Here is a 22363-nt window from a genome sequence, read left to right on the forward strand (position 1 = left end):
AAGCTGTACCGCAACATTCAGAAAAAATGTATTTTTTCAGCAAATTTATTCTGATATTTCAGTGCCATAAATTCTGCGTCCTGTTTTACAGTGCAAAGCACCCCGGCTGTTTGCAAGTGACGTTGCCATCTCTTCGGATTCTGGCACTCAAACCATAAACCCAAAGCCTGTGATGAAAACCATGTGCTTTGGCAGGCTTGAGTGCGGAGTGCTCAAAAGAAACGGCAAACTGCCTGATCCTTCACTCAAGCTGCCAATCAAGCCTGCTACGGTAACAACCATACTTTTCGCTTGGGTGACGAAGAGTTTTTACCGCTTCCGCAAAAAAAAGGAAACTCCCGAATCCGGCACTCAAGATCCATAGGCACTTTGGCTCCCGTAATGGGCTTGAGTTTTTCAACTTGAGGCCGGATTGCGCCACGGGCAAACTGCCTGTGAACCAGTCTGGCAGGCATAAGCTGTTACCAAATAAAAACGATTCTGAATAAGTAAAAAAATCAGAGAATGAACCGGCTCAGGTCCTCATCGGATTTCAGCTCTGAGAGTTTTTCCCGCACATACGCCGCATCCACAAAAATATTTTTTTCCTTCACATCGGGGCCATCAAAAAGCGGATCCTCCAGCAGTCGTTCCATCAGGGTATGCAGTCTGCGGGCTCCGATATTCTCCGTTCTGCGATTTACATCTTCCGCAATGGAAGCAATCTCTTCAATGGCATCTTCCGTAAATTCAAGGGCAAGTCCCTCGGTCTCCAAAAGGGCCGCGTACTGCAGAGGAAGCCGGTTCTGGGGTTCCGTCAGAATACGGATAAAATCTTCCTTTTCAAGGCTGTCCAGGGTAACCCGTATGGGAAAACGGCCCTGCAGCTCCGGTATGAGATCCGAAGGTCGGCAGATGTGAAAGGCACCCGCTGCAATGAAAAGAATATGGTCGGTTTTTACCGGCCCGTATTTGGTATTGACCGTACTTCCTTCCACAATGGGAAGAAGATCCCGCTGTACTCCTTCCCGGGACACATCCGGTCCTTTTCCGCCACTGCGGGCAGCTACTTTATCGATTTCATCCAGAAAAACAATACCTGAATTTTCCACAAGGCTGACCGCTGAACGCCCCACCCTTTCCATGTCCACAAGGCGCTGGGCCTCTTCCGTGGCCATGGCCTCAAGGGCCTCCTTGACGGTCATTTTTCTGCGACGGGTCTGTTTGGGAATAAAAGCTGCCATCATATCTCTGAAGTTATTCCCCACATCTTCCATGCCAGTGCCGGAAAACATGTCCATGACCATGCCTTTGGGCTTTTCCGTCATTTCAATTTCCACCTCCCGCTTATCGAGCTTCCCCTTGCGCAGAAGGGTGCGCAGTTTTTCCCGCGTACTGCCCGCATCACCGGAGCCTACCATGTCAATGCTACCGTCCAGAACCGGACTGGAGGTACGGCCCGGCGGCAGCAGGGCATCAAGCACCCGCTCTTCAGCAAGGCGGAGAGCCTTTTCCGCCACGGCTTCTTCCTCCTTCACCTTAACCATGGAAACGGCAATTTCTGTCAAATCCCGGATCATGGATTCTACGTCCCGGCCCACATAACCAACCTCCGTAAACTTGGAAGCCTCCACTTTAATAAACGGGGCATCCGCAAGCTTGGCCAGTCTGCGGGAAATTTCTGTTTTACCCACACCGGTGGGGCCGATAAGAATAATATTTTTAGGTGCGATCTCATCCCTTAAGTGTTCGGGGACCTGCTGCCTGCGCCAGCGGTTGCGCATGGCAATGGCTACGGAACGCTTGGCTGCCTTCTGACCGATGATATAGGCATCCAGCGCCTCAACGATACGCGCCGGTGTCAGATTGTCCGTGCCTGTGATGCCCGGATTTTTTTCTTCTGTGAGGGCAATCTCGTTTATCATGACCCGATCTCCTCTATGGTAAACTGGGAGTTTGTATAAACGCAAAGGCCGGATGCAATTTCCATGGCTCCTTCGGCAATCTCTCTGGCGCTTTTATCCGTATGGCGGAAAAGCGCTTCTCCGGCTGCCTGAGCCGCTACGGACCCGGAACCAATGGCAATGACGCCGCTGTCTGGCTCAATGATATCCCCAGTACCGGAAAGGAGGTAAATGTTCTCATCAGAAGCGGCAATCATCATGGCCTCCAGGCGACGCAACATACGGTCCGTACGCCAGTCACGGGCCAGCTCAACCGCGGCACGTGTCAGATTACCGCCATAGGATTCCAGCTTGGCCTCCAGCTTTTCCGACAGGGTGAGGGCATCGGCGGTGGCCCCGGCAAAACCCACTACAATTTTATTTTTATAAATACGTCGGACCTTACGGGCTCCGTGTTTCACCACTGCACTGCCAAGGGTAACCTGACCATCTCCGGCCACCACAGTTTTTTTGTCCCGGCATACGGCGATAATGGTTGTGCCGTGAAAATTTTCCATAATCAATCCTTTGTACCGCTTCTCGGATGGGCCTTGTCATAAACCGCCATCATCCTGTCAAGGGTCATGTGTGTGTAACGCTGGGTTGTGGAAAGGCTTTCATGGCCTAAAAGCTCCTGCACGGATCGGAGATCGGCACCACCATCCAGCATGTGCGTGGCAAAACTGTGCCGGATATCATGGGGAGAAACCCGAGAAGCCAGTCCCGTACCGCGGGCCGCCTTTTCCAATACTGTGCGGATACTGCGTACACCGAGCCTTCCCATGCGTGTATTGCGGAATAATGGCCCCCGCTCTTCGTCCAGCAAACGGAAGGCAGCTATCCCCGAAAGGGCTTCCCGGTAAGCCGTAAGGGCCTTCAACGCAGGAATCCCAAGAGGCACCAGCCTGTCCTTTTTCCCCTTCCCGGACCGGACCCGCACCAGCTCCCGTTCTTCATCAATGTCCGAATCATCCAGCCCGGCCAGTTCGGAAACCCTCAATCCTGTACTGTAAAGAGTTTCAAAAAGAGCCCGGTTGCGCAGATCCTTCCAGTCCGATGCGGGAAGACCATCCAGCAACTGAAACGTTTCATCCACCGTAAGCCATCGGGGCAGGTGCTTTTCCATTTTCGGCGTGGCAATGCCTGCCGTTGGGTCCGTTTCACGCAAATTCTGGCGGATCAGCCAGGCACAGAAACTGCGTAGTGCCGAAAGCCGTCTGCCCATGGTGGTTCTGGCCATTTTCCTCCGAAAAAGATCGGTAAGCCAGAGCCGTACCATGTCTTTATCCAGCTCGACAATGGCAAGCTGATTGTTTCTTTTTTTCTCCAGGACATTGAGAAAATCCGAAATATCCCCTTCATAGGCGGTAAGGGTATGGGTACTTGCATTGCGTTCGGCCTTCAGGCTTTCCAGAAAAACAGGCAGTATATCCCTTAAGAGTCTATTTTCCATGGTCATACACCAAAAAAATCCGCCAGGTCCGACCAGCCTCTGACTTCGTGAAAGGAATGGGGTCTGCGGTTCCAGGGCTGAACAAAGAGAACAGGCTCAATGCCCGCCTCCTTCAAATAAAAACAGGTTTCCAGCCTGTCTTCCACAAAAACTTTCTTTCCACGGCTCTGCAGGACTCCAGCCTTGGCATCAAAGCTTCCCGTGGCAATCACTTCACAGGAATCTTTCCCCATGTCCAAAGTGTCTTTCAGCCAGTCTTCCACGGACTCTGCATCGGGACGGGCCGTTACGAAAAGAAGGGGACCGCTTATTTGTGCAAGTTTCTGAAGAATCTCTCCGGCACCGGGCATGGGCTCAAGGCGATGATTATACTTCGTGCTGACCACACGGGTAACTATCTGCATCAGGGTATCCAGTTCCACATCCAGACATCGGGTCAGATCATAATCGGTTATCTTTTCCGGATAAAAATCTGTCAATCCGAACTCTTCCCTGCCAATGGCGGTAAACAGACTCATGGTATCAGCCACAACTCCGTCAAAATCAAAGGCAAAAGACTGATTTGCAATGTATGACTTTTTATTTAACGACACCACCATGGACATCCTCCCCGATCCCATAAAAAACAAGCTGGAACTTTATCCCAGACAAAGAAAGGCTGTCAATAAAGGCCAAAAAATAGCCCGTGTGATCAGAACTGACTTTTTTCCAATTGCACGCTAAAGACTGATCACCGCACTTTCACAGGAAAGGTCTATAAGCTCCATGGCTGTGGCGTAACGGGCACCCTCAATGAGTTCATCCTCACCGATACGGCGGGCTTTGGCGCATGGCGTGCACGCCAGAATAGGAACCTCAAAGGCCTGAAGATGGGCAATGAGATCCTGGGCAATGTCACCGGTAGCAGCCCTCAGGTTGTCCGCAAGGCCTTCTTTGGCGATAAAAACAGCATCATCCAGCAAAAAAACAGCCACATCCTTGCCTTTTTTCTGCGCTACGGTGGCCAGATGCAGGCCTCGGGTGGCACGGTTAGGGTTGTCGAGGCCGCATGAAATAACAATCAGGACTTTTTCTGACATAAAAACCTCCTTGGTGGGACAATGCAGGTAACTGTTCCGTACCACTTTCGCCTGGTACCGGGGATACCTGCCAGACTGGTGCATAGTTGCAGACATAAAACCAAATCCGATTACTACCCTGGCTCAGCCGCCATTTTCTGGACCGGTTGTTGTCAGACCATGAGCGAACCAGAGGCATGGATGCGGGCAAGCGCAAGACCTGCCCTGCGAAACCTTTTCACAGACCTGAGTTGCCGGGGTACCCTTCACGGGGGCCCAGAAAAAGGCCCGGAAACTTATCTGACTCAGGTTCGTATGGCTGAAAAACCGGATCATCAGACCGTCTTAAAGATGGCTATCCGAAGATCTCTGTTAAAACAACCGGATACCCAATACTCTGTCCGGCCTTCAACCAATGACAGCTCGTTATTGCGTGTTATTGGGTGAAAGTACTGTTTTCCGGACAAGCTCTAAAGATCCAGTTTTTCCATCACCTTACGCACATCCTCCCATGTCTCCCGCTTCAGCCCCGGATCTTTCAGCATATCCGAAGGATGGTGGGTGACCATCAGAGGCAGGGACATGAAAGAAAAAAAACGACCCCGCAGCCCATGAAGAGCTGCCTTCTCACCGGTAAGCAGCTGGGCCGTCCTTTCCCCAAGGGCACAGATCATTTCTGGCCGGAGAAGACGGACAGCATCTTCCATGTGAGATCGGCAGGGTAAGGCGGCAAATGGCTGGGAAGACTGGCCCGGTGCAACACGACACATCCGTGTATGGGTAACATAAACCGCATCCGGCCTCAATTTCATGGCACCTACAATTTTCCAGAGCAGTGCTCCGGCTTCTCCGCCCATGGCACTGCCTTCTCTCAGCGCCGTACGATCCGGCATCTCGTCTACAAAAAGCAGACGAACTTTTCCAGGTGGCGGGTTCAGCAGTCTGCCCTTCACCGATGGAGAAAAACCGCAGTGTCTGCAGTCTGCCACTTTTCTGATCAGTTCCTCAAAATAAACTATGGGGTCTTCACTTCCCCAGCTATTCATAGTCTCAAGACTTTCGGGTGAAGCATACACACCATCAAGGCCCAGGCTACGCAGATCCTCCACCATGCCCCTCACCTGATCCAGCCCTGAGCGAAGCAGGGTATACAGGGCTTGACGCCTTGCTACGGCAGAGGAATCCACCTCAGACATGGGAAGCTCTCCTTAGGAGAATGGCATCCAGGAGCTGATCCGCCACCTTATCTTTGGGCATGGCTTCCAGTGCATCTTCGTTACCGTCGGGATAAAAAAAAGTAACCTTATTCTGATCCGAACCAAAAGCAGATTCCGTACCTGCCACAAGATTCCCCACAATCATATCAAGATTTTTCCTTGCCATTTTGTCTTTTGCGTAACGGGCAAGATCCTTTGTTTCTGCCGCAAAACCCACCAGAAACTGTTGCCTTTTTCTCTGTCCCAGGCTTGCCAGAATATCCGGGTTATGTGCAAGCTCTATAACAGGTGTGCTTTCGTTTTTCTTAATCTTATGGTCGGAAGTATTCCGAACACAGAAATCCGCCACAGCAGCAACTTTAATAATAATATCAAAACTATCCATGCGATCCGTCATGGCCACCAGCATTTCTTTTGCGGATTGCACAGCAATTCCTTCCACCCCGTGGGGAAGGGGCAGGTTTACGGGCCCGGTCACCAGACAGACCTCAGCCCCCCTGTATTCCGCCGCCCTGGCAATGGCATAGCCCATTTTACCGGAAGAATGATTGGAAATATATCTTACAGGATCAATGGCTTCCACCGTAGGACCTGCCGTCATGAGAACACGCAGCCCCTTTAAATCTTTCGGGCGGAGCAACTTTTCCAACCGGTCTGCAATAAAAGAAGGATCCGGCAAACGCCCAGGCCCCGTTACTCCACAGGCCAAATCACCGCAGTCCGGCTCCAGCACTGTCATACCCGACGTTTCCAAAAGGTCAAGGTTACGCTGCACAGCAAGGGATTCATACATATGGGTATTCATGGCAGGGCAGATCAGAACCGGAGCGCGAACGGCCAACATCAGGGTTGAAAGGGCATCATCGGCAAAACCATGGGCTAGCTTGGCTACACAATTAGCCGTTGCCGGTGCGATGACTACGGCATCGGCCCATTCCGCCCAGTCAATGTGGCGAATGCCCCCTCCCTCATTCTCCTCCATTACATCCATATAAACAGGAAAACCGGAAATGGCCCGAAAAGTCAGGGGGCCCACAAACGCTGCAGCCTTATCCGTCATCACCACCCGGACAAAGGCACCGGCCTTCTGCAGGAGACGCAACAGCTCCACTGATTTATAGGCAGCAATACCGCCCGTTACACCCAGCAATATTTTTTTATTTTGAAGAACTCCCATACGGCCTCCATGTTAAAAAACAGTCTCACAGGGTTCTATGGGATGGGTCTTTGGATGTCAATGACCTTGCCCCTGAAGCTTTTACGTAAAAACAGAAAGGAAGATTTCTTGCCCTCCGGAAATCCTTGCACTATAGTTAAATCAGCCAGAAAAACAGGCATATCTGTCACCCTATGGTAGACTGCCATCCTGCTCAGCTGTAAAGTCCTCTTCAGGCACAGGAGCCCCCCATGACCATGCATCCATCGGAAAACACAGCTGGCTTCTATGCGGGCAGAATTCTCCATCAGCCATGTTCCCGTGAGCTCAGGGATCGCCTCAACGCCCTCCTTGACACGACTTCCATGATGGTTTCACTGGCATTGCCTGTTCTTCATTATGTTGCTGCATGGAAGGACAGTAAAACTGACATATGGTATGAATTTGCCGACCCGCGTTTCTGCCATCTGCTGAAAACCGACCCCCATAATCTGGCCGGTGTTTTCCGGCGGTCTGTTCTGGAACAAAAAGTCTACCCTCTGGAAGATAAGCATGATCCGGAACATGTGCACATGATGGAGGCTCCAGCCCTGAATCTGGAACGCCAGCTCCTCAGGAACCGAAGTACAGCAGATGGAACCTCTGAAGCTATTTATAAAATCCGCCTGCCGGACACCTCATCCATATGGCTCAAGGACCAGGCCCGCCTTGAAATATTCCACCAGGACAGCATCACCCTGTCCATCGGAGTGCTCACTCCCGTTTCCCGCGAAATGACAGCGGAAGAGGCACTCCGCAAGGCAGAAAAAGCCTTAAGCCAGAGCGAAAAACAGTTCAGGGATCTTTTTGATCAGAGCAATGACGCCATCCTTCTTCTCCATGCGAACGGACGCATCATCAAGGCCAACCACAGAGCCGAAGAACTCACCGGCCTTTCTCAGGATACCCTGACAGGTAAACGGGCCTGCGATCTTTTCTCTTCAGGACAACAGGCAGAAATTCTTTCAATCCGAGAGCATATGGATGCGGGTAAAAACATTCGCGTAGAAACTTTTCTAAAAAAACAGGATCAAACGCTGAATGTGGATATCAATGCAAGGCCGGTCTTCAGCACAGGCCTGCCCATGATTCAGGCCGTTGTCCGTGATATATCCGTTCAGAAGCAGCTGGAGGCAGAACGCAGCAAATCAGAAAAATTTGACATGATCAAAACCTTGGCAGGGGGCCTCGTACATGATGTGAACAATATGCTTTCCGTTATTACAGGCAATCTTTCTCTGGCTGGCTTTGAACAGGAGCTGCCTCCCGGCATAGCTACTATCCTGAATCGTATAGAGACGGCAACCGCCCATCTGAAAAACATTACCCGGAAAATGTTGATTCTTGCGGATGCGGATACCGGGCTCAGGGTATCCGGTCAAGTCCGTTCCTGTCTGGACCAGGCCTGGGAGATGCTGAAGCCCATACCTCCGGGAATTCGGGTGGACATGAATGTCCCTGTCATTCTTCCAGCGCTGCCCATGGACAAAAAAGGGCTTTCCGAAGCCTTTGCCTCCATCATGGAAAACAGCCTGGATGCCATGCCAAAGGAAGGTCGGCTTTTCATTGAAGTCATCTGTTTTCGTGTAGATGCAAACAATCCGGCTCCTCAGGGTGTTCTCGGAACCGGAGATTATCTTTCCATCATTTTCAGGGATACGGGCACCGGGATTCAGGAAAGCCATCTTCATCGTATCTTTGACCCCTATTTTTCCACCAAAACAAGGGATTCCCGCAAGGGGACCGGGCTGGGTCTTTCCCTTGCCTATGCTGTAATCAAACAGCACGGAGGGCACATTGTTGCACGGCCTCAGAAAGAAGGGGCAAAAGGCGCCCAGATTATGGTTTATCTCCCTCTCCCCTGACCATTCTTTTCACCACAGCCCCGCACCCACACCTGCCCACTGTGCAGCACCACAGAGTCCCCTTGCCGCAAGCGAGATGTACAGCACAGAGAATACCCGTTGCCAAAAATACTATGCCCATTTTCCATGACCTTGAAAAAAGTGCCAATCTTTCCGGTATCCTTGCCCTTTTGTCTCTCCCCTGCTATGAAATGCCTTTGCCTGAAATAAAGGCTGTTCGGGAAACGGATTGTGTTTATCCCGCTCCGCCAACCTATATACCCTCTGAACCTCTACAGAAGGAAGCTTCATGGAATTCCGCAACGTCGAACACGTTATTGAGGCATTATCCGCATCCCGCTACATTCCTTCCACGGAAATTGCTACCGTGGTGTATCTTGCGGCCGTTACCCAGAAACCCATCCTTGTGGAAGGTCCGGCGGGTGTCGGGAAAACGGAACTTGCCAAATCCATTTCTCTTTGTATGGACAGGCCCCTCATCCGCATGCAGTGCTACGAAGGTCTTGATGAAGCAAAGGCACTTTATGAGTGGGAATACGCCAAGCAGCTTCTGTACACCCAGATGGTACGGGATAAAATTCATTCCGTTGTGGATTCGGCGGATACCCTCTCTGAAGCCGTTGAAAAAATATCCGAACAGGAGGATGCTTTTTTTTCCGAGCGTTTTCTCCAGCCGCGTCCCCTGCTGAAAGCCATACAATCGGAAAAACCCGTCGTGCTCCTCATCGACGAAGTAGACAAATCCGACCCGGAGTTTGAAGCCTTTCTTCTGGAACTCTTAAGTGACTTTCAGGTTTCCATTCCGGAAATTGGCACCATCAAGGCAAAAACCATTCCTTTTGTCCTGCTGACATCCAACAACTACCGTGACATGAGTGATGCACTGAAACGGCGCTGCATTCATCTTTATATAGACTACCCCGCCATTGAGACGGAAAAAGAAATTGTTCGCCTGAAAATACCCGGTATTGAAGAGGCTCTTCTAGACAAACTCGTACGCACCGTATCCAACATGAGGGCACTGGACCTGAAAAAACGCCCCTGCATCTCCGAGACCCTGGACTGGGCTCAATCCCTTATGGTGCTGCAGGCAGACAGCATTACACCGGCGCTGCTGGCATCGACACTGAATATGCTAATCAAATTTAAAAGTGACGCCGAACTGGTGAAAGAACGCCTCGAAACGATCATTGCATGATCAGAGAAAAGGGCTGCCGCCATGCTTGACATGATCACCAAATTTTCCGCCTGCTGCAAAGCTGCGGGGCTTAAGGTCTCTCCCCTTGAGGTCATTGACTGCATGTCCCAGCTGCGTCATGTTGATGCCACAGACGAGGCTGCTTTCCGCACACTGCTCATGGCTAATTTCGTAAAAAGCCGCAGGGACCAGCCAAGATTTCTCGAAATCTACAAGCTCTTCTTTCATGAGCTCCGGACCAGTTTTCAGGATCACAACGAAGAAACCACCGACGACCCTGATACTCCGAAGCAGAAAAGAGTAAAGGAAATCATCGAAAGAATCCGGGAAGATCTGGGAATGGAAGCCGAAGCACTCGACAATCTTCTCGATTATCTGGGTGGAGACCCGGAAGACTTCCTCAGCGAAGTGCAGGAAATTCACAATATGGTGGAACAGCGCTCCCTTGCCATCAAAGTAAAATCGAATATGGGGCAGCTTTCCAACCGTCTTTCCGTTATGCTCAAAATTAACCAGATCCGACAGAAGGCTCTTCAGCTCGCAGGAGAACTGGATGCACCGGGAGATACCTTTACCCGCAAGGAGATTGAAGCCTATTTCGGTACCATGCTGGACAGATCCTTTGATCTTCTGACCCGGGATAAAAGGCCGGACAATGTGGCATTAAAAGAAGTATCCCGTACGGACCCCCGCTTTCTCGATATCGGCGAGAAGCCCTTTGCCACCCTTACTCCCTTTGAAATGGAAAGAACAAAAGAGGTAACGGACCGTCTGGTGCGGAAGCTCAAGGATCTTGCCACAAGACGTTATGCTGCCAGAAACAAAGGTGTTCTGGATATCCGAAAAACCCTGCGAAGGGCCGGACGCTTTCAAGGTGTTCCCCTGGAACTGCATTTCAAAAACAAACCCCTGCGCAAAGGTAAAATCGTAGCCCTCTGCGATGTTTCCGGTTCCGTCTGGTCCGTAGCCCGCTTCATGCTGGCCATTCTGTATTCGCTTCAGGAATGTTTCAATGGCATTAAAAGCTTTGCCTTTGTTTCTGATGTGGCAGAAATCACTCCTCTTTTCAGGGATAACCCGGTGAACGATGCCATTGAAAAGGTTTTCTCAGAATCGGGCATTGATACCCGCATGCTCACGGATTATGGCTCCAGTTTTGTCCGCTTCCGGGAACGCCATATGCAGGAACTTTCCACCAAAACAACCCTGCTCATCATCGGTGATGCCCGAAGCAATTATCAGAACCCCCATCAGGAAATTCTTGAAGAAATGCGGGATCGCTGCCGCAGAGTAATTTGGCTCAATCCCGAACCCATGAACACCTGGAACAGCGGTGATTCTGAAATGTTCACCTACAGAGCCCACTGCAATGAAATCCGGCCCTGCAGAAATTTAAATCAGCTTGTTACCTTTATTGAGGAGCTTGTGCTGTGAGCCAACAGGATCCCTTTCATACCCTGCTGGATTTTCCGGAAACCCTTCCCCAAATCCGTCATATGGCAGCCGACTTTGGCAAAGAAACCCTCAAGGCTTTTCCGGATATTGCCTCTTCCCATCCCTTCCCCCGTGAAGTCTGGAAAAATGCCGGAGAAAAAGGCATTTTGGGAATCGGCCTGCCAACAATTTTCGGCGGTCAGGGCGGTAGTTTCCATGACATCAGTGCGGCAGCTGCTGAAATCAGTTTTTCTGCTGCATGCCCCGGCCTCGCCCTTTCCATACTCCTGCACCACATGATCGGTGCCTTTATCATCAAGGATTTCGGCACAAAAAAGCAGCAGCAGACTCTGTTGCCACCCATGGCAAGGGGAGAAATATGCATTTCCCTGGCCATTTCCGAGCCCGGTACCGGAGCCAGCCCCAAAGGTATCCGCAGTCTTGCAGAAAAAACACCTGAGGGATGGCAGATTTCCGGAAATAAAACCTTCATCACCAATGCAGCCCTGGCCGATCTGTTTGCAGTGATGGTCATTACGGGCGAAAACAAGGGCAGGAAAGAATTTTCAACTTTCCTGATTCCCCGACAAAGCAAGGGCCTCTGTGTAAAAGATATGGGTCCGCTTCCCTTTTTGCGGCCTGCCCCCCATGGAGAAATCTCCCTTGGGGCTGTATCCGTTTCCGACTCCGCTTTACTGGGCAAACCGGGTTACGCTCTCAATGATATGGCCAAACCTTTCCGCGGCCTTGAAGACGCTCTGATGGCCGGAGCTGTGGCTGGAGGACTGGCGGCCCTGCTTCAGCGATGCTGTCGTGATATAGGAAAGGACCCTGCAGATTTTCCCGGTACAACTGACATCGCAGGCTTGAACGAAGCCCGAATTGCTGCCCTAGCCTCCCTTGCCTCCAGAGCCGCCGCATCTTCTCCGCCTTCGGCCATATCCGAACGGATAAACCGGGCGATCCGGGACCTTTCCCGGCGAATCCTTGAAGATCTTCGTACAATCACCAAAGACCGTACCCTCCGTCAGGACACAAAAACCCTTTTTATGGATCTGGAAAAATCCGGAACTATTGCAGCGGGCGCAGCAGCCGTCCGCCAGCATCAGGCTGGAGAACGACTTTTTCAATTTTCATGACCCCCAAGGCTGACACCGCATATCCACAAGGCCTGCCATAAGACCTTTTTCAGCCATAAGCCCGTTTTTGTGTCTTTATTCTCTCTTTTTTAAAAAAATAAACACCTGCTTTTTTTACAATAAAATATCAAAAGACAACTAAAGTTCAGTCCTGCCTTTGACAAAGGGTCAAAAATCCGTCACAAGCAGGACTATTCTTTTTTTTGATCTGTGAACAAATGTCTCATCACTGATTCCGGCGTCTGCCACGGCATAAGGTGCCGAAATACCATTTCCCTTTTTCTGACAAAAAACCAGAGACCGGAGAGGAGACGGGGTGCATCGGATTCGCATTGATACTCCAAAAAATCGTCTTTACCTTACCCTTGGTCCCATCACCAGCAAAGATGAAATACAGACCATTGAAGTCAGCGTCCTGCAGCATGTCAAACGACTTCGCCAGGGTTTCACCTGTGTCAGTGATCTCCGCCAGTTCTGTATGAAAGAAAATCTCAACGACAATTTCATGCAGGAAATACAGGAAATTCTATGGGATAGCGGAGTCAAGGCCGTAGCTCGGATCAGCCCCATCAGCCAGTGCAAAGGACACTTCCTTTTTGAAAAAAAATCAGCGGTCTGGCCGGGTTACGAGATTATACCGGTTCAAAGCCCTGAAGAAGCAGAAATCAGGCTTGATGCCCTGTAGCTGAAACGCCTGTGCTGGTCCATGCCGGCCATTTGTCTGCCCTAAGGGGGAACCGAATAATGTCAGATTTCACATGGAATCAGGATTCGAATACGGGTATTCTGTTTTTCATCCGATGTGTGCATATCAATACCATATCCCATGGCCCTTGCCATCAGCCATGCGGAATAGGTCCCCAGTCCCGTACCTCTGGTTTTTCCATAGGTCTTATATTTTTCAAAAAAAAAGTCCCGGATTTCTCTGGGGACCTCACCCTTATTGCACATGGCAATACACTTTGGACGGGTGCTGATAAAATCAATCTCAATGGATTCGCCTTCCGGTGAGGCTTCGACAGCGTTCATGAAAAGATTGGAGAAGAGAAAATACAGTAATTTTTCTTCTGCCTCCACTACAAACCGGTCTTCTTTCCCGCCCTTTTTTCCATCCACAAGCAGGGAAATCATCAGTTTTTTCTGTTCCAGAATCCTCGCCTGCTTCCGTACCAGCTGCCGCATGAGTAAAAAAGCATCCACAGCACATTTATTGCAGACATAGGTACCGGTTTCCATTTTATAAAAATCCATAGACTGATCAATAAAATCCAGCATCTTTCTGCCTGAATCCTCTATAAGACGAATAATTTCAGTCTGCTCTTCAGTTAGATTGTCATCCATAAGAAGAATCTGGGGTAAACCGATAATACCATTCAAGGGTGTTTTCAAATCATGATGCATCACCCTTTCCATGTCTTCCTTGATACGATCCAGCTCTTTTTTATCACTGATATCATCTTTAACACCCAGAAAATGGGTAATGTCACCTTCCGGACTTTTAACAGGCGCTATGGAAACCTGCTCCCAGAATAAAGCCCCATCTTTTCTACGGTTACAGATCTCTCCTTTCCAGATATCCCCCCGCACGAGGGTATTCCACAATTCCGTATAAAAGTGCGTATCATGCATTCCTGACTTCATGATGCGCGGATTCTGCCCCACAGCTTCTGAAAAGGAATAACCCGTTACGTCCGTAAAAGCAGGATTCACATACTCAATGGTCCCATGGGTATCCGTAATAACAATACTGACCGGACTGTCTTCTACGGAACGCTGCATTTTCTGAAGTTCCATCTCCATTTTCTTCAGATCGCTCACATCCATAATATTGCCAAGCACCCTGACAATCCGACCTTTTTTCACTACCGGCACGGCTGTAGTCCGAATCCATATGAAACCTCCGTTCAAGGGTGTGAATGGAAAAATCTCGTCATAGGCTTCACCATGCTGTACACACCGGTCAAAAAGAGACCGGATACGCCCCCTGTCTTTCTCCGCATAACAATCAAAACCTTGCTCCACAAACTCCTGAGAACCGGCAGAAACGGCATCCGGGTCCATGCCATGAATCCGGTACACCTCCCTTGTCCACAACATAACCCTTCGTTCATTATCCCATTGCCAGCCACCTATTTTTGCCATGGACTGGCTGGCATCCAGAAGAAGGCTCCGCTCTTTCCATGCAGATTCAGAGAGTTTGAGTGCCGCCACTTCCTCACGGGCAAGACGCAGCTCTTCCATGAGTTCGTCCCTGCTTTTTTGATAAAACGGCATTCCTTCCTCCTGTCAGCTGCCCTGTTCTACTGCATTTTTTATTGTACCGTATGGGGACCATATTCAGTTCAAATAAAGATTATGTCAATTGGGAAAGGGAAAAAGAAACAGCGGCGGAACGGATATACCGCAACGCCGCTGCCCATTGATAACTGGAGTTATCACTCCAAAATGTACGTAGCCATTCCTGTTACCCGGCTTCACTCTTCCGGTTGTCAGAACTCAGGTTCTTTCTTTGCAGGTGCAGGAATTACTGAAGAACTTTTTTCCATGAATAAAACGACAAATCCATAAAGCCCGCAACTGAGAAGCAGTACCGCTTCATAAAGGCGTACACGAAAAGATCCCGTTACCCGTTTTCGGATTGCCAGAAACAGGGAAGAAAAAAACAGAGTCCCATACATGGCTGCTAAACCAGAAAACTGAATGGACAAGGCCGCGCCTTTGCCATACTCTGCCTTTGTCTGAAAAATAAAGGGAAAAAGCGTGGTTTTAAAAAAACGTATGGAAGGCGAAAGGGCCGGAGCCACCTTTTCACCATAACTGTGAAGAATGTCATAATCCAGGGAGAGGCGCAGGGCATACCACTGCTCCGCATTCCCATAGACAACGGTTCGCCCAAGCATATCGGCCATAAACAGAAGGCCCATGGTCTCCGGGTCAAAAGACATAAGATCAGGGCTTATAACCCGGTAATCTTCCTGCATCAGAAGATGGAACCTGCCGTCATCCGTTATAAAATAACCATAGAGCTCCCTGCGCTCATCCTCACTGACAACCAGATACCGTATGGCCCCGATCCCTGAGACACCCGTATCCAGACAAACAGGCTCGCCTTTTATCTGCTGAAGATGAAAGAGCCTCCCCTTTCCATCTTTCAAAAAATAACCGTCATCATGGGATTTTCTTGTTGTTGGATTGCCCCATACCGCCTGTACGGGAAAGCTAAAACCCGCATCGGATAAAGACTGACCGACCTTCCGGGTCATGGACTCATCTCTCTTACGGGTAATACCATTTTCAAAAACAAGGGCGCCGTCATTCCAGAACATGGTTTCCGGGAGTCTGAGATTGGAAAAATCCGAAGCCGACTCCAGAAGCGGCCACAGCGGAATGGATACACTCGGCAGGTCTCCCGGCCGATACCGGAATATCTGCGAGCCCTCTTCCACCGTTTTCCTTGTAATGGGAACATCCTCTATCAACCGGGGCATCATACCCCAGGCAAAAACATCCCTGAACCAGAACAGGGGCGTCTTTGCCATAAATGTTTTTCTGTCGTACTCTCTTCCTGTTTCATCCCGGTAAATCCTCTGCCCGTCCGCCAGTGTACCCGACATGAAAAACAGGTTATCCACAGGACTAAAGAGTACAAAAGGAACCGGAGTTGCCTGCCGAAAAGCGAGATCAAACATGCGGGGCAAAACGGAAGCCATCACCAGCAGGGCAGACAGGCAGAGTACCCAGCGGGAAAGAGTTTGTAATGTAGTTTCCAAAGTCATGGCCTTCCTCTCTTAAAACGTTCCGCAGGAATAAAAGGTGCAAAGAGCATCAGCACTGCCATCAGACCATATCCGGCTATCACATCCTCAAAACCAGCGTATCCACAACCGGCAAGATAAAATGAGGCTGCCTGCCATCCGATCAGTCCGTAAACAATCTTGCGCACATTGCCAGGCTCAATCAGGGCCGCACTCGTCATGGCATAAACAGGCAGACCGGCCAGCAACCATGGCAGAACCGTAAACCAGACAGCGCGCACCACGGGCCACGGAAAATAGATTTGTGCAATGAAAACAAGCATGGATGCCACAAGACCACAGACCCCCACCACAACCAGACTGCCGCAGATGACAGAAACACCCATACCCTGCATCTGGGGAAAGGGAAGATGAAACTGAAGTCTCAACCCTCTCTTCGGTGTATCCGGCAGCCACTGAACCAGTGCCGTTACCAGGCCTGCGAGCAGCCCAAAATATTTGAGACCGGAAAAAAACATGGTCTGGCGTTCCACAAGATTCTGCCATACCGGTACGGCGGGCCCTGCACTGAACTCTCTGTAGAGGCCATGGTTCATGAGGAAAAGAAGGGCACCTCCTGTCAAAACGAGTCCCAGAAAAGCCCAGCGAAGTTTCAGCCATTCTTTGAACATAAGAGCCCGGATCATACAGCCCTCCCTGGTCTTTTCACCTGACCCGGAACAGAACCAGCCCAGATCAGGGCCATCAGTCCCGGAAAACCACAGGCGATTATGACAAGCCAGTCAACGGGACTGTTGGACCACGCTATTCCCTGTCTCCAGCGCCACAGGACAAAAAAGCCAAGTCCCACCAGAACGCCCATGATCCGTGCCATCAGAAAATCATTATTCCAGACCATACGCAGGGTCAGATAAGAAGAATCAGGAACACTCTGAAAAACCCGGAAAGGGAAGAAAAAGGCTTCACTCTGACGGGCAAACCCGCTTCGCAGGGGAGAAAGATCCATGCGCATATGCCGTATAACCCGATCCTCATGGTCCGTAATGGTCATGGTCAGCGCATCTTTTTCCTCCACCGTGTACTGGTGCACCAGAGGATCCCTCCTCCAGGTCAACCGCATGGTTGAGGGGTTGAAATCCTGCATGGGAAGGGGCCTGAGGTCATAATCCGGGAAATTCATGCGATAGGCCCTCCCCTCTCTGTCCACCAGAAGGCCGAAGACATGGCGGCCCGGATGTTCTTCCACCTGCACATACCGAACACCCGGGGTAAAATCCTTCCGGACAGGCCGTACCCTTGCCTGTCCCCGCACCTGCATGAGGTGAAAGAGCGTACCTTCTGCGTCCAGAAGAAACCAGCCCCAGTCAAAGGGTTTGCGGGTTGATGTATTGGCCCAGGCTCTTTCTGCCGGGAAACGAAACCCTGCCTTGGCAAGGGATTCGGTAAACAACAGTGATTTTTCTTCATGGATGGTGTTGTCCGGTACCCGGACAAACTCCGCCCGACTGCCCGAAATCCGCATCACCTCATCGGGCATTTCCAGATCTACAAAACCCGATGCCGCCTCCATAACAAAGTACAGGGGTATCTCAGGTCCATCCATGCTGGTCGGTCGCATGCGAACCTGCTGCACATCCCGCTGCAACTGATCCGCATCAATGGCAACGCCGTGCAGCTCTCCGGGCATTTCACCCCAGCGCATCAGGTCTCTGGCATAGCGGAAGGGAAGAAGGAGAGCAAATGCCTTCTGATCCAGCTCCTGCCCATGCTCTGTACGATAAAAGACCCGACCATAGCGATCCTGTTCCTGAAACAGAAACTCTCCATTGACAGGACTGTAGAACATATCTACCCGGTTTCGCTGCCCCTCCATGGCCTGCCAGAAAAAACGAGGCAGAAAGGTGGAAAGAATCAGCACGGCAAACACCACAGCCGCATACCGCGAAAGCACTGTCATACCCCCCCTCCCCGTTTTGCCCTCATGACAGGAAGAAACAGCATAAGCGCAAGGGTGAGGGTCACCAAAACATAGGCTCCGGCAGACTGAGCATAGGCTGCCGGCTGGGTCCCTGATGTCAGCATGGTAACCAAACCGTAAACCAGACATGCGCCCATGATTCTCCGCCACCATGACGTTTCCATCAGCACCATGGCAGCACCACAGTAAAAAACCATACCCGCCAGCATATGGGGCAACCATGCCCAGGCAAGGCCCGCAACAATTTCATGGGGGAACCGCAGCGCGTAGACCATCATAAGCCCCAGGCCATGCAGCCCGGCTACGAAAAAAACAAACAGCAGACCCGTTGCCACAACGACTGGAATCAGAACCGTTTCCGCCAGCGGAAGATGGAGAAGCAGCCGGAGTCTTCGTTTGCGTGTTTCCGGAAACCACTGAAAAGCCCCCATTACCAGACCGCAAACCATGGGAAAAACCAGATGCCCTCCATAGGGCATCTGCTGCTTGAGAATAAGACCTTCCCAGAGATCAACACCTTCCCTCATGGTTGCAAGGTAACGGAGACTGAGCCCCGCCTGTAGAAGGGATGCAAGCCCCAGCAGACCAAGAACGGCAACGGGCCACCGGAGCTTGATCCATTCTTTATAAAACAATGCGCGCAGCATTTTTTCTCCTTTTTCCAACATCGTGGTTCTTCAGTACTTTCCCGTAACCCCTATAAAGGCATCTTCAAGGCTCATGGGCACCTCTTGGGGTTTCAGGTCCTCCAGCCCCAGCGCGGAAAGACTTGCCATCACCGCATCCCTGTCTTCGAAGGTAAAGATGTCCGCCCTTTCTCCCACAACATCAAAGTGAACAATGGCACCTTCCCTGCGCAGCATGGCGGCGGCATCAGCCCCCCTGAACCGGAAACATTTCACTTTATCCATGAATCCTTTCAGGGTGGACTGACATATAACACCGCACCGGTCGAGGATGATGATATCATCTACAAAACGCTCCAGATCCTGCACTATGTGGGAAGTGACAAGGATAGTCTTCTCCCTGCGATCCACATAATCTTTCAAAAAATCAATAAAAAGCCTCCGGTAGTTGGCATCCAGCCCCAGAGAATAATCGTCAAGGATCATGAGGTCCGCATCCTGAGCCAGAATCAGGCCGAGGGTCACCTGGGATCGCTGGCCACAGCTCATTCGGAAAATCCGGTGGGTATAGGGCAGCCCCAGCCTGTCCATGAGATCGTAATACAGTTCCCGCTTCCATTTCGGGTAAAAAGCAGAATAAAACTTTTCCACCTCTTCGATACTCATGTAGCCATATTGCAGATGGCCTTCGTGGAGAAGACCGATCCTCCGGCGGGTAGCCGGACGAATGGCATGGGAAGGCTCTCCCAAAATTCTACATTCCCCCGAGGTTGGCTGAAGAAAACCCATCAGGATATTGATGGTGGTACTTTTGCCAACTCCGTTTTTACCCAGAAGTCCAAAAATCCGCCCCGGTTCCACCGTGAAATTCAAATTCCGGAGAACTTCTTTTCTGCCGTAACTGTGACAGAGATTCCGGCATTCAATCGCATAAGACATGAAGTTTCCTTTCAAAAGTACGGACAGCGCATATTTCAGCAGCTGGTATTCATTCAGAACTCAAGGGAAATCCCTGCCCAGAACTGCCGGCCCATGAGGGGCGTATCATCGGAAGTACGGATCTCCGTATCAAAAAGGTTCATGACCTCCAGATCCCAGGTTGCGGCAAAACGGCTTCCGAAAGGGACCTTTCCTTTCAGTCGCAGATCCAGCTGCCAGAATGCCTTACGAACCACCTTCTCATAGATGGGAACGCTTTCCTGCAACACTTCTCCTGTAACGGGATCCCTTTCCTTTTCACTCTCAGGGAGTTCCATGTCTTCCTTGCTGTCACGGATTTCATCAAAATCCGATTTCCAGGAAAGAAAGGCCGTAGCCGAAAGGTTCCATGGCAGCTTCTGAATCACGGTCAGGTTGCCCACCCAGGGTCTGGCATAATTACCCTTGGGAAGTTCATCCAGATAATAAAGCCTGTTCTGATACCAGACCCGGCTGGCATTGGCTTCATCTCCCAGGATATCGTTAAAGTCTACGGCTCGGGTATGGCTTTCCTGCCAGCTGATGTTGGCCAGTACCTCCGTGTCCTCCCAGCGTCTTCCCCAGCTGGCACGGACGGACCGATAGTCACTTTCCCCTTTATTGGTAAAGGTATCGTAGCGTACGCCATCCAGCTCATAACTGCCCCTTTCCCGGGCAAACTCATTTTTGTTTTCCCGTTCCACATAGCGCAGGGTCAGCCGCCCTCCCATCAGACGCTGATCCAGCCCCACTGTCCACTCGTCGCTATAGGGGGTGTCCAGATCGGAAAACCGCCAGGCCGTTTCACTTCCCCCGGCGTCACGCCATTCGGTCACATGATTTCTGTAGGTAGTACGCCACTCATAACGGGTGCCTGTTCCCCTGCCTTCTTTGAGTTTATGGCTGAGAAAGGCATGACCGTAGTACCGGTTCAGACCACCGGTCAGGACCGTTGCGCCCGTTCCCAGAAGGTCATAGTCCGCAGAAAAACGGGGAGCGACATCCGTATTCTCCAGATAATCATCCCGGCTTATACGCAGTCCAGGACGGAGAGTAAGTCGTTTCCAGTTCATGGTATTGGAAAGATAGAGAGCAGCAGACTGAATTTCAGCCTCCGTGTCATAGGCTGAAAGCACCTGCCGTCTGGCAAAATACTGTTCACCCGGCACCAGGGAGAAGTCATTGGGATCTGATGTAAAATTAGGATTATCTGTTACAGGTGAGGTATAGATCAGCACATCCTCAGGCCTTTTTTCCCTGCCCTTCACCCTTGAAAAAGAAACACCCGTTTCAATGGTATGGGTCATGCCTGCCAGGAAAAAAGGAGACAGGGTGAGAGAGGTGTTGGCTTCCAGAGTATCCTGCTCCCTTTCGAGGTTCCCATAGCCCCCCTCCATGCTGGAGGAGCCGACACGACTGGCATTTCCCCAGTCTCTGGAGTCCGTAATAGCCCAGCGATACCAAGTGGCCCTTTGGGAATAACGATTGTTTTCACTGTAGCGCCATGAAAGGCTGGTATCAAGACTCCCCCATCCCTTTTCCCTCAGATGCCTGGCCCTGAGAGCAGAGCCTCCTCCCTCAATCCTATAGGCATTATTGATGGCATCACTATGAAAATATTCTCCTTCATAAGGCGCATGAGTAAAGGAAATATCCAGCGAGTCCGAATCCGATACAAGAGCACTGCCCTTCATGAAAAAATGCTGGCCCCTACGTGTCTGATCCCGGGTACCCCCAAGGTTGTTAAGAGGAATGGTGGACCGGTCTTCCCGGAAAGAAATCAGAACACCTGTGGTATCCGTAACAGGTACATCCAGCCTGAGCCCGTAATTTTCCTTACGGAATTTCGGCTGCCACCTTGAGGACGTGGAATGCTGCATCTGGTGTTCTTCTTCCGCATTCAGGTGAAAACGCGTCCATGAATCCCGGGTAGTTCGGTAAAAAACAGAACCGGAAAACTCCGAATCCGGCAACCGGGTTTTCGCATCCACCACACCGCCCGTAAATCCACCGTAGCTGGCAGGCACGTTGCTGTCATACACCGTCAGGGATTCCAGCACATCGGGAGAAGGACTCAGTTCCATGGAATGCCCCGGAACTTCATGCAGGCTGTTGGCTGACTTCTGGGTTGGATCCAGAAAACTGTTGTTCCCCGTGCCATCCACGGAAAAGTAATTATCGTAAAAACGACCACCGGAAATGGACACCTCAGGGGGCAGAATCTCTCCGCCTGTGGCCGCCGATCCATAGGCTTCATCGAACTGAACGCCCGGAAGCACCTTCAGCATATCCGTGAGGGTAGCATTGCCTGCGGGCAAATTTTCCAGCACCGTTCCGGAAATGACAGACTGGCCCGTAGCCCTGATATCCGCCGTATCTTTCACCAGTATTTCCTGCATGAGATAAACGGAGTCCTGATCTGCCTTTTCAGCCACGGACAGAGCCGGAATGATGAACCCAGCACATCCCATGACCAGTACAGTCATTATTTTTTTATACATGGAAGATTCCTGATTCATAAGTGTTCTCATTTCTGAACGAAAAAACGGGCGGCACCTGAACCCGG

19 protein-coding genes are annotated in these 22363 nt (G+C 50.8%); 5 read left to right on the forward strand and 14 right to left on the reverse strand.

Going from position 1 to position 22363, the window contains the following annotated elements; translation table 11 throughout:
* Positions 1-497: 497 nt before the first annotated feature.
* The 7 genes from hslU to coaBC all read right to left on the reverse strand — a co-directional run bounded on the left by hslU (position 498) and on the right by coaBC (position 6827).
* A complete protein-coding gene (gene hslU, locus OOT00_RS07215) occupies positions 498-1904 on the reverse strand; it encodes an ATP-dependent protease ATPase subunit HslU (RefSeq protein ID WP_265424636.1) in 1407 nt (468 codons plus the stop codon).
* Positions 1901-2440 (reverse strand): ATP-dependent protease subunit HslV, encoded by a 540-nt coding sequence (hslV, locus tag OOT00_RS07220; RefSeq protein ID WP_265424637.1) that lies wholly within the window; start codon positions 2438-2440, stop codon positions 1901-1903. Before hslV ends, hslU begins: the two co-directional genes overlap by 4 nt.
* A gap of 2 nt (positions 2441-2442) precedes the next feature.
* The gene (locus OOT00_RS07225; RefSeq protein WP_265424638.1) at positions 2443-3381 is read right to left on the reverse strand and encodes a tyrosine recombinase XerC; all 939 of its coding nucleotides are present in this window, start codon (positions 3379-3381) and stop codon (positions 2443-2445) included.
* Positions 3378-3974: a 5' nucleotidase, NT5C type gene (locus OOT00_RS07230; RefSeq protein ID WP_265424639.1), complete on the reverse strand. Its 597-nt coding sequence runs from the start codon at positions 3972-3974 to the stop codon at positions 3378-3380. The genes OOT00_RS07225 and OOT00_RS07230 overlap by 4 nt, the downstream gene beginning before the upstream one ends.
* Positions 3975-4094: 120 nt before the next feature.
* Positions 4095-4454, reverse strand: coding sequence for a DsrE family protein (locus tag OOT00_RS07235; RefSeq protein ID WP_265424640.1), 360 nt, complete (start codon positions 4452-4454; stop codon positions 4095-4097).
* Between the two features lie 449 nt (positions 4455-4903).
* Positions 4904-5629, reverse strand: a complete 726-nt coding sequence (locus OOT00_RS07240) for a uracil-DNA glycosylase (protein WP_265424641.1) — start codon at positions 5627-5629, stop codon at positions 4904-4906.
* The gene (gene coaBC, locus OOT00_RS07245; protein WP_265424642.1) at positions 5622-6827 is read right to left on the reverse strand and encodes a bifunctional phosphopantothenoylcysteine decarboxylase/phosphopantothenate--cysteine ligase CoaBC; all 1206 of its coding nucleotides are present in this window, start codon (positions 6825-6827) and stop codon (positions 5622-5624) included. Before coaBC ends, OOT00_RS07240 begins: the two co-directional genes overlap by 8 nt.
* A gap of 230 nt (positions 6828-7057) precedes the next feature.
* On the opposite strand from coaBC, the gene OOT00_RS07250 reads away from it, so the two are divergent.
* From OOT00_RS07250 to OOT00_RS07270, 5 genes are all read left to right on the forward strand, one after another.
* Positions 7058-8710 carry a PAS domain-containing sensor histidine kinase gene (locus tag OOT00_RS07250; protein ID WP_265424643.1) on the forward strand — a complete coding sequence of 551 codons (1653 nt, stop codon included), beginning with the start codon at positions 7058-7060 and terminating at the stop codon, positions 8708-8710.
* A gap of 289 nt (positions 8711-8999) precedes the next feature.
* Positions 9000-9908: an AAA family ATPase gene (locus OOT00_RS07255; RefSeq protein WP_265424644.1), complete on the forward strand. Its 909-nt coding sequence runs from the start codon at positions 9000-9002 to the stop codon at positions 9906-9908.
* Between the two features lie 21 nt (positions 9909-9929).
* A complete protein-coding gene (locus tag OOT00_RS07260) occupies positions 9930-11342 on the forward strand; it encodes a VWA domain-containing protein (RefSeq protein WP_265424645.1) in 1413 nt (470 codons plus the stop codon).
* Positions 11339-12481: an acyl-CoA dehydrogenase family protein gene (locus OOT00_RS07265; protein WP_265424646.1), complete on the forward strand. Its 1143-nt coding sequence runs from the start codon at positions 11339-11341 to the stop codon at positions 12479-12481. The genes OOT00_RS07260 and OOT00_RS07265 overlap by 4 nt, the downstream gene beginning before the upstream one ends.
* A 316-nt stretch (positions 12482-12797) precedes the next feature.
* Entirely contained in the window at positions 12798-13166 is a 369-nt protein-coding gene (locus OOT00_RS07270; RefSeq protein ID WP_265424647.1) for a hypothetical protein, read from the forward strand.
* A 62-nt stretch (positions 13167-13228) separates the two neighbouring features.
* Here the strand turns inward: OOT00_RS07270 and OOT00_RS07275 are convergent, their stop codons facing one another.
* The 7 genes from OOT00_RS07275 to OOT00_RS07305 all read right to left on the reverse strand — a co-directional run bounded on the left by OOT00_RS07275 (position 13229) and on the right by OOT00_RS07305 (position 22298).
* A complete protein-coding gene (locus OOT00_RS07275) occupies positions 13229-14755 on the reverse strand; it encodes a PAS domain-containing protein (protein WP_265424648.1) in 1527 nt (508 codons plus the stop codon).
* Positions 14756-14970: 215 nt separating this feature from the next.
* Entirely contained in the window at positions 14971-16257 is a 1287-nt protein-coding gene (locus OOT00_RS07280) for a DUF4857 domain-containing protein (protein ID WP_265424649.1), read from the reverse strand.
* Positions 16254-16922 (reverse strand): hypothetical protein, encoded by a 669-nt coding sequence (locus tag OOT00_RS07285; protein ID WP_265424650.1) that lies wholly within the window; start codon positions 16920-16922, stop codon positions 16254-16256. The genes OOT00_RS07280 and OOT00_RS07285 overlap by 4 nt, the downstream gene beginning before the upstream one ends.
* Entirely contained in the window at positions 16919-18193 is a 1275-nt protein-coding gene (locus OOT00_RS07290) for a DUF4857 domain-containing protein (protein ID WP_265424651.1), read from the reverse strand. The genes OOT00_RS07285 and OOT00_RS07290 overlap by 4 nt, the downstream gene beginning before the upstream one ends.
* Complete coding sequence (locus tag OOT00_RS07295) at positions 18190-18861, reverse strand: hypothetical protein (RefSeq protein ID WP_265424652.1); 672 nt, start codon at positions 18859-18861, stop codon at positions 18190-18192. The genes OOT00_RS07290 and OOT00_RS07295 overlap by 4 nt, the downstream gene beginning before the upstream one ends.
* Positions 18862-18891: 30 nt before the next feature.
* A complete protein-coding gene (locus OOT00_RS07300) occupies positions 18892-19779 on the reverse strand; it encodes an ABC transporter ATP-binding protein (RefSeq protein ID WP_265424653.1) in 888 nt (295 codons plus the stop codon).
* Positions 19780-19832: 53 nt separating this feature from the next.
* Positions 19833-22298 carry a TonB-dependent receptor plug domain-containing protein gene (locus OOT00_RS07305; RefSeq protein ID WP_265424654.1) on the reverse strand — a complete coding sequence of 822 codons (2466 nt, stop codon included), beginning with the start codon at positions 22296-22298 and terminating at the stop codon, positions 19833-19835.
* Positions 22299-22363: the final 65 nt, after the last annotated feature.

Origin of the sequence: Desulfobotulus pelophilus, from assembly GCF_026155325.1 — a bacterium.
In the GTDB taxonomy this organism is placed as follows: Bacteria; Desulfobacterota; Desulfobacteria; order Desulfobacterales; family ASO4-4; genus Desulfobotulus; species Desulfobotulus pelophilus.

What these genes read in the sequence shown, in the direction of transcription:
- OOT00_RS07295 (WP_265424652.1), bottom strand. Translation starts at nt 18,861, where the DNA reads ATGCTGCGCGCATTGTTTTATAAAGAATGGATCAAGCTCCGGTGGCCC.
- coaBC (WP_265424642.1), bottom strand. Translation starts at nt 6,827, where the DNA reads ATGGGAGTTCTTCAAAATAAAAAAATATTGCTGGGTGTAACGGGCGGT.
- OOT00_RS07260 (WP_265424645.1), top strand. Translation starts at nt 9,930, where the DNA reads ATGCTTGACATGATCACCAAATTTTCCGCCTGCTGCAAAGCTGCGGGG.
- hslV (WP_265424637.1), bottom strand. Translation starts at nt 2,440, where the DNA reads ATGGAAAATTTTCACGGCACAACCATTATCGCCGTATGCCGGGACAAA.
- OOT00_RS07300 (WP_265424653.1), bottom strand. Translation starts at nt 19,779, where the DNA reads ATGTCTTATGCGATTGAATGCCGGAATCTCTGTCACAGTTACGGCAGA.
- OOT00_RS07250 (WP_265424643.1), top strand. Translation starts at nt 7,058, where the DNA reads ATGACCATGCATCCATCGGAAAACACAGCTGGCTTCTATGCGGGCAGA.
- OOT00_RS07235 (WP_265424640.1), bottom strand. Translation starts at nt 4,454, where the DNA reads ATGTCAGAAAAAGTCCTGATTGTTATTTCATGCGGCCTCGACAACCCT.
- OOT00_RS07240 (WP_265424641.1), bottom strand. Translation starts at nt 5,629, where the DNA reads ATGTCTGAGGTGGATTCCTCTGCCGTAGCAAGGCGTCAAGCCCTGTAT.
- OOT00_RS07255 (WP_265424644.1), top strand. Translation starts at nt 9,000, where the DNA reads ATGGAATTCCGCAACGTCGAACACGTTATTGAGGCATTATCCGCATCC.
- OOT00_RS07285 (WP_265424650.1), bottom strand. Translation starts at nt 16,922, where the DNA reads ATGATCCGGGCTCTTATGTTCAAAGAATGGCTGAAACTTCGCTGGGCT.
- OOT00_RS07275 (WP_265424648.1), bottom strand. Translation starts at nt 14,755, where the DNA reads ATGCCGTTTTATCAAAAAAGCAGGGACGAACTCATGGAAGAGCTGCGT.
- hslU (WP_265424636.1), bottom strand. Translation starts at nt 1,904, where the DNA reads ATGATAAACGAGATTGCCCTCACAGAAGAAAAAAATCCGGGCATCACA.
- OOT00_RS07305 (WP_265424654.1), bottom strand. Translation starts at nt 22,298, where the DNA reads ATGTATAAAAAAATAATGACTGTACTGGTCATGGGATGTGCTGGGTTC.
- OOT00_RS07225 (WP_265424638.1), bottom strand. Translation starts at nt 3,381, where the DNA reads ATGACCATGGAAAATAGACTCTTAAGGGATATACTGCCTGTTTTTCTG.
- OOT00_RS07230 (WP_265424639.1), bottom strand. Translation starts at nt 3,974, where the DNA reads ATGGTGGTGTCGTTAAATAAAAAGTCATACATTGCAAATCAGTCTTTT.
- OOT00_RS07290 (WP_265424651.1), bottom strand. Translation starts at nt 18,193, where the DNA reads ATGACAGTGCTTTCGCGGTATGCGGCTGTGGTGTTTGCCGTGCTGATT.
- OOT00_RS07280 (WP_265424649.1), bottom strand. Translation starts at nt 16,257, where the DNA reads ATGACTTTGGAAACTACATTACAAACTCTTTCCCGCTGGGTACTCTGC.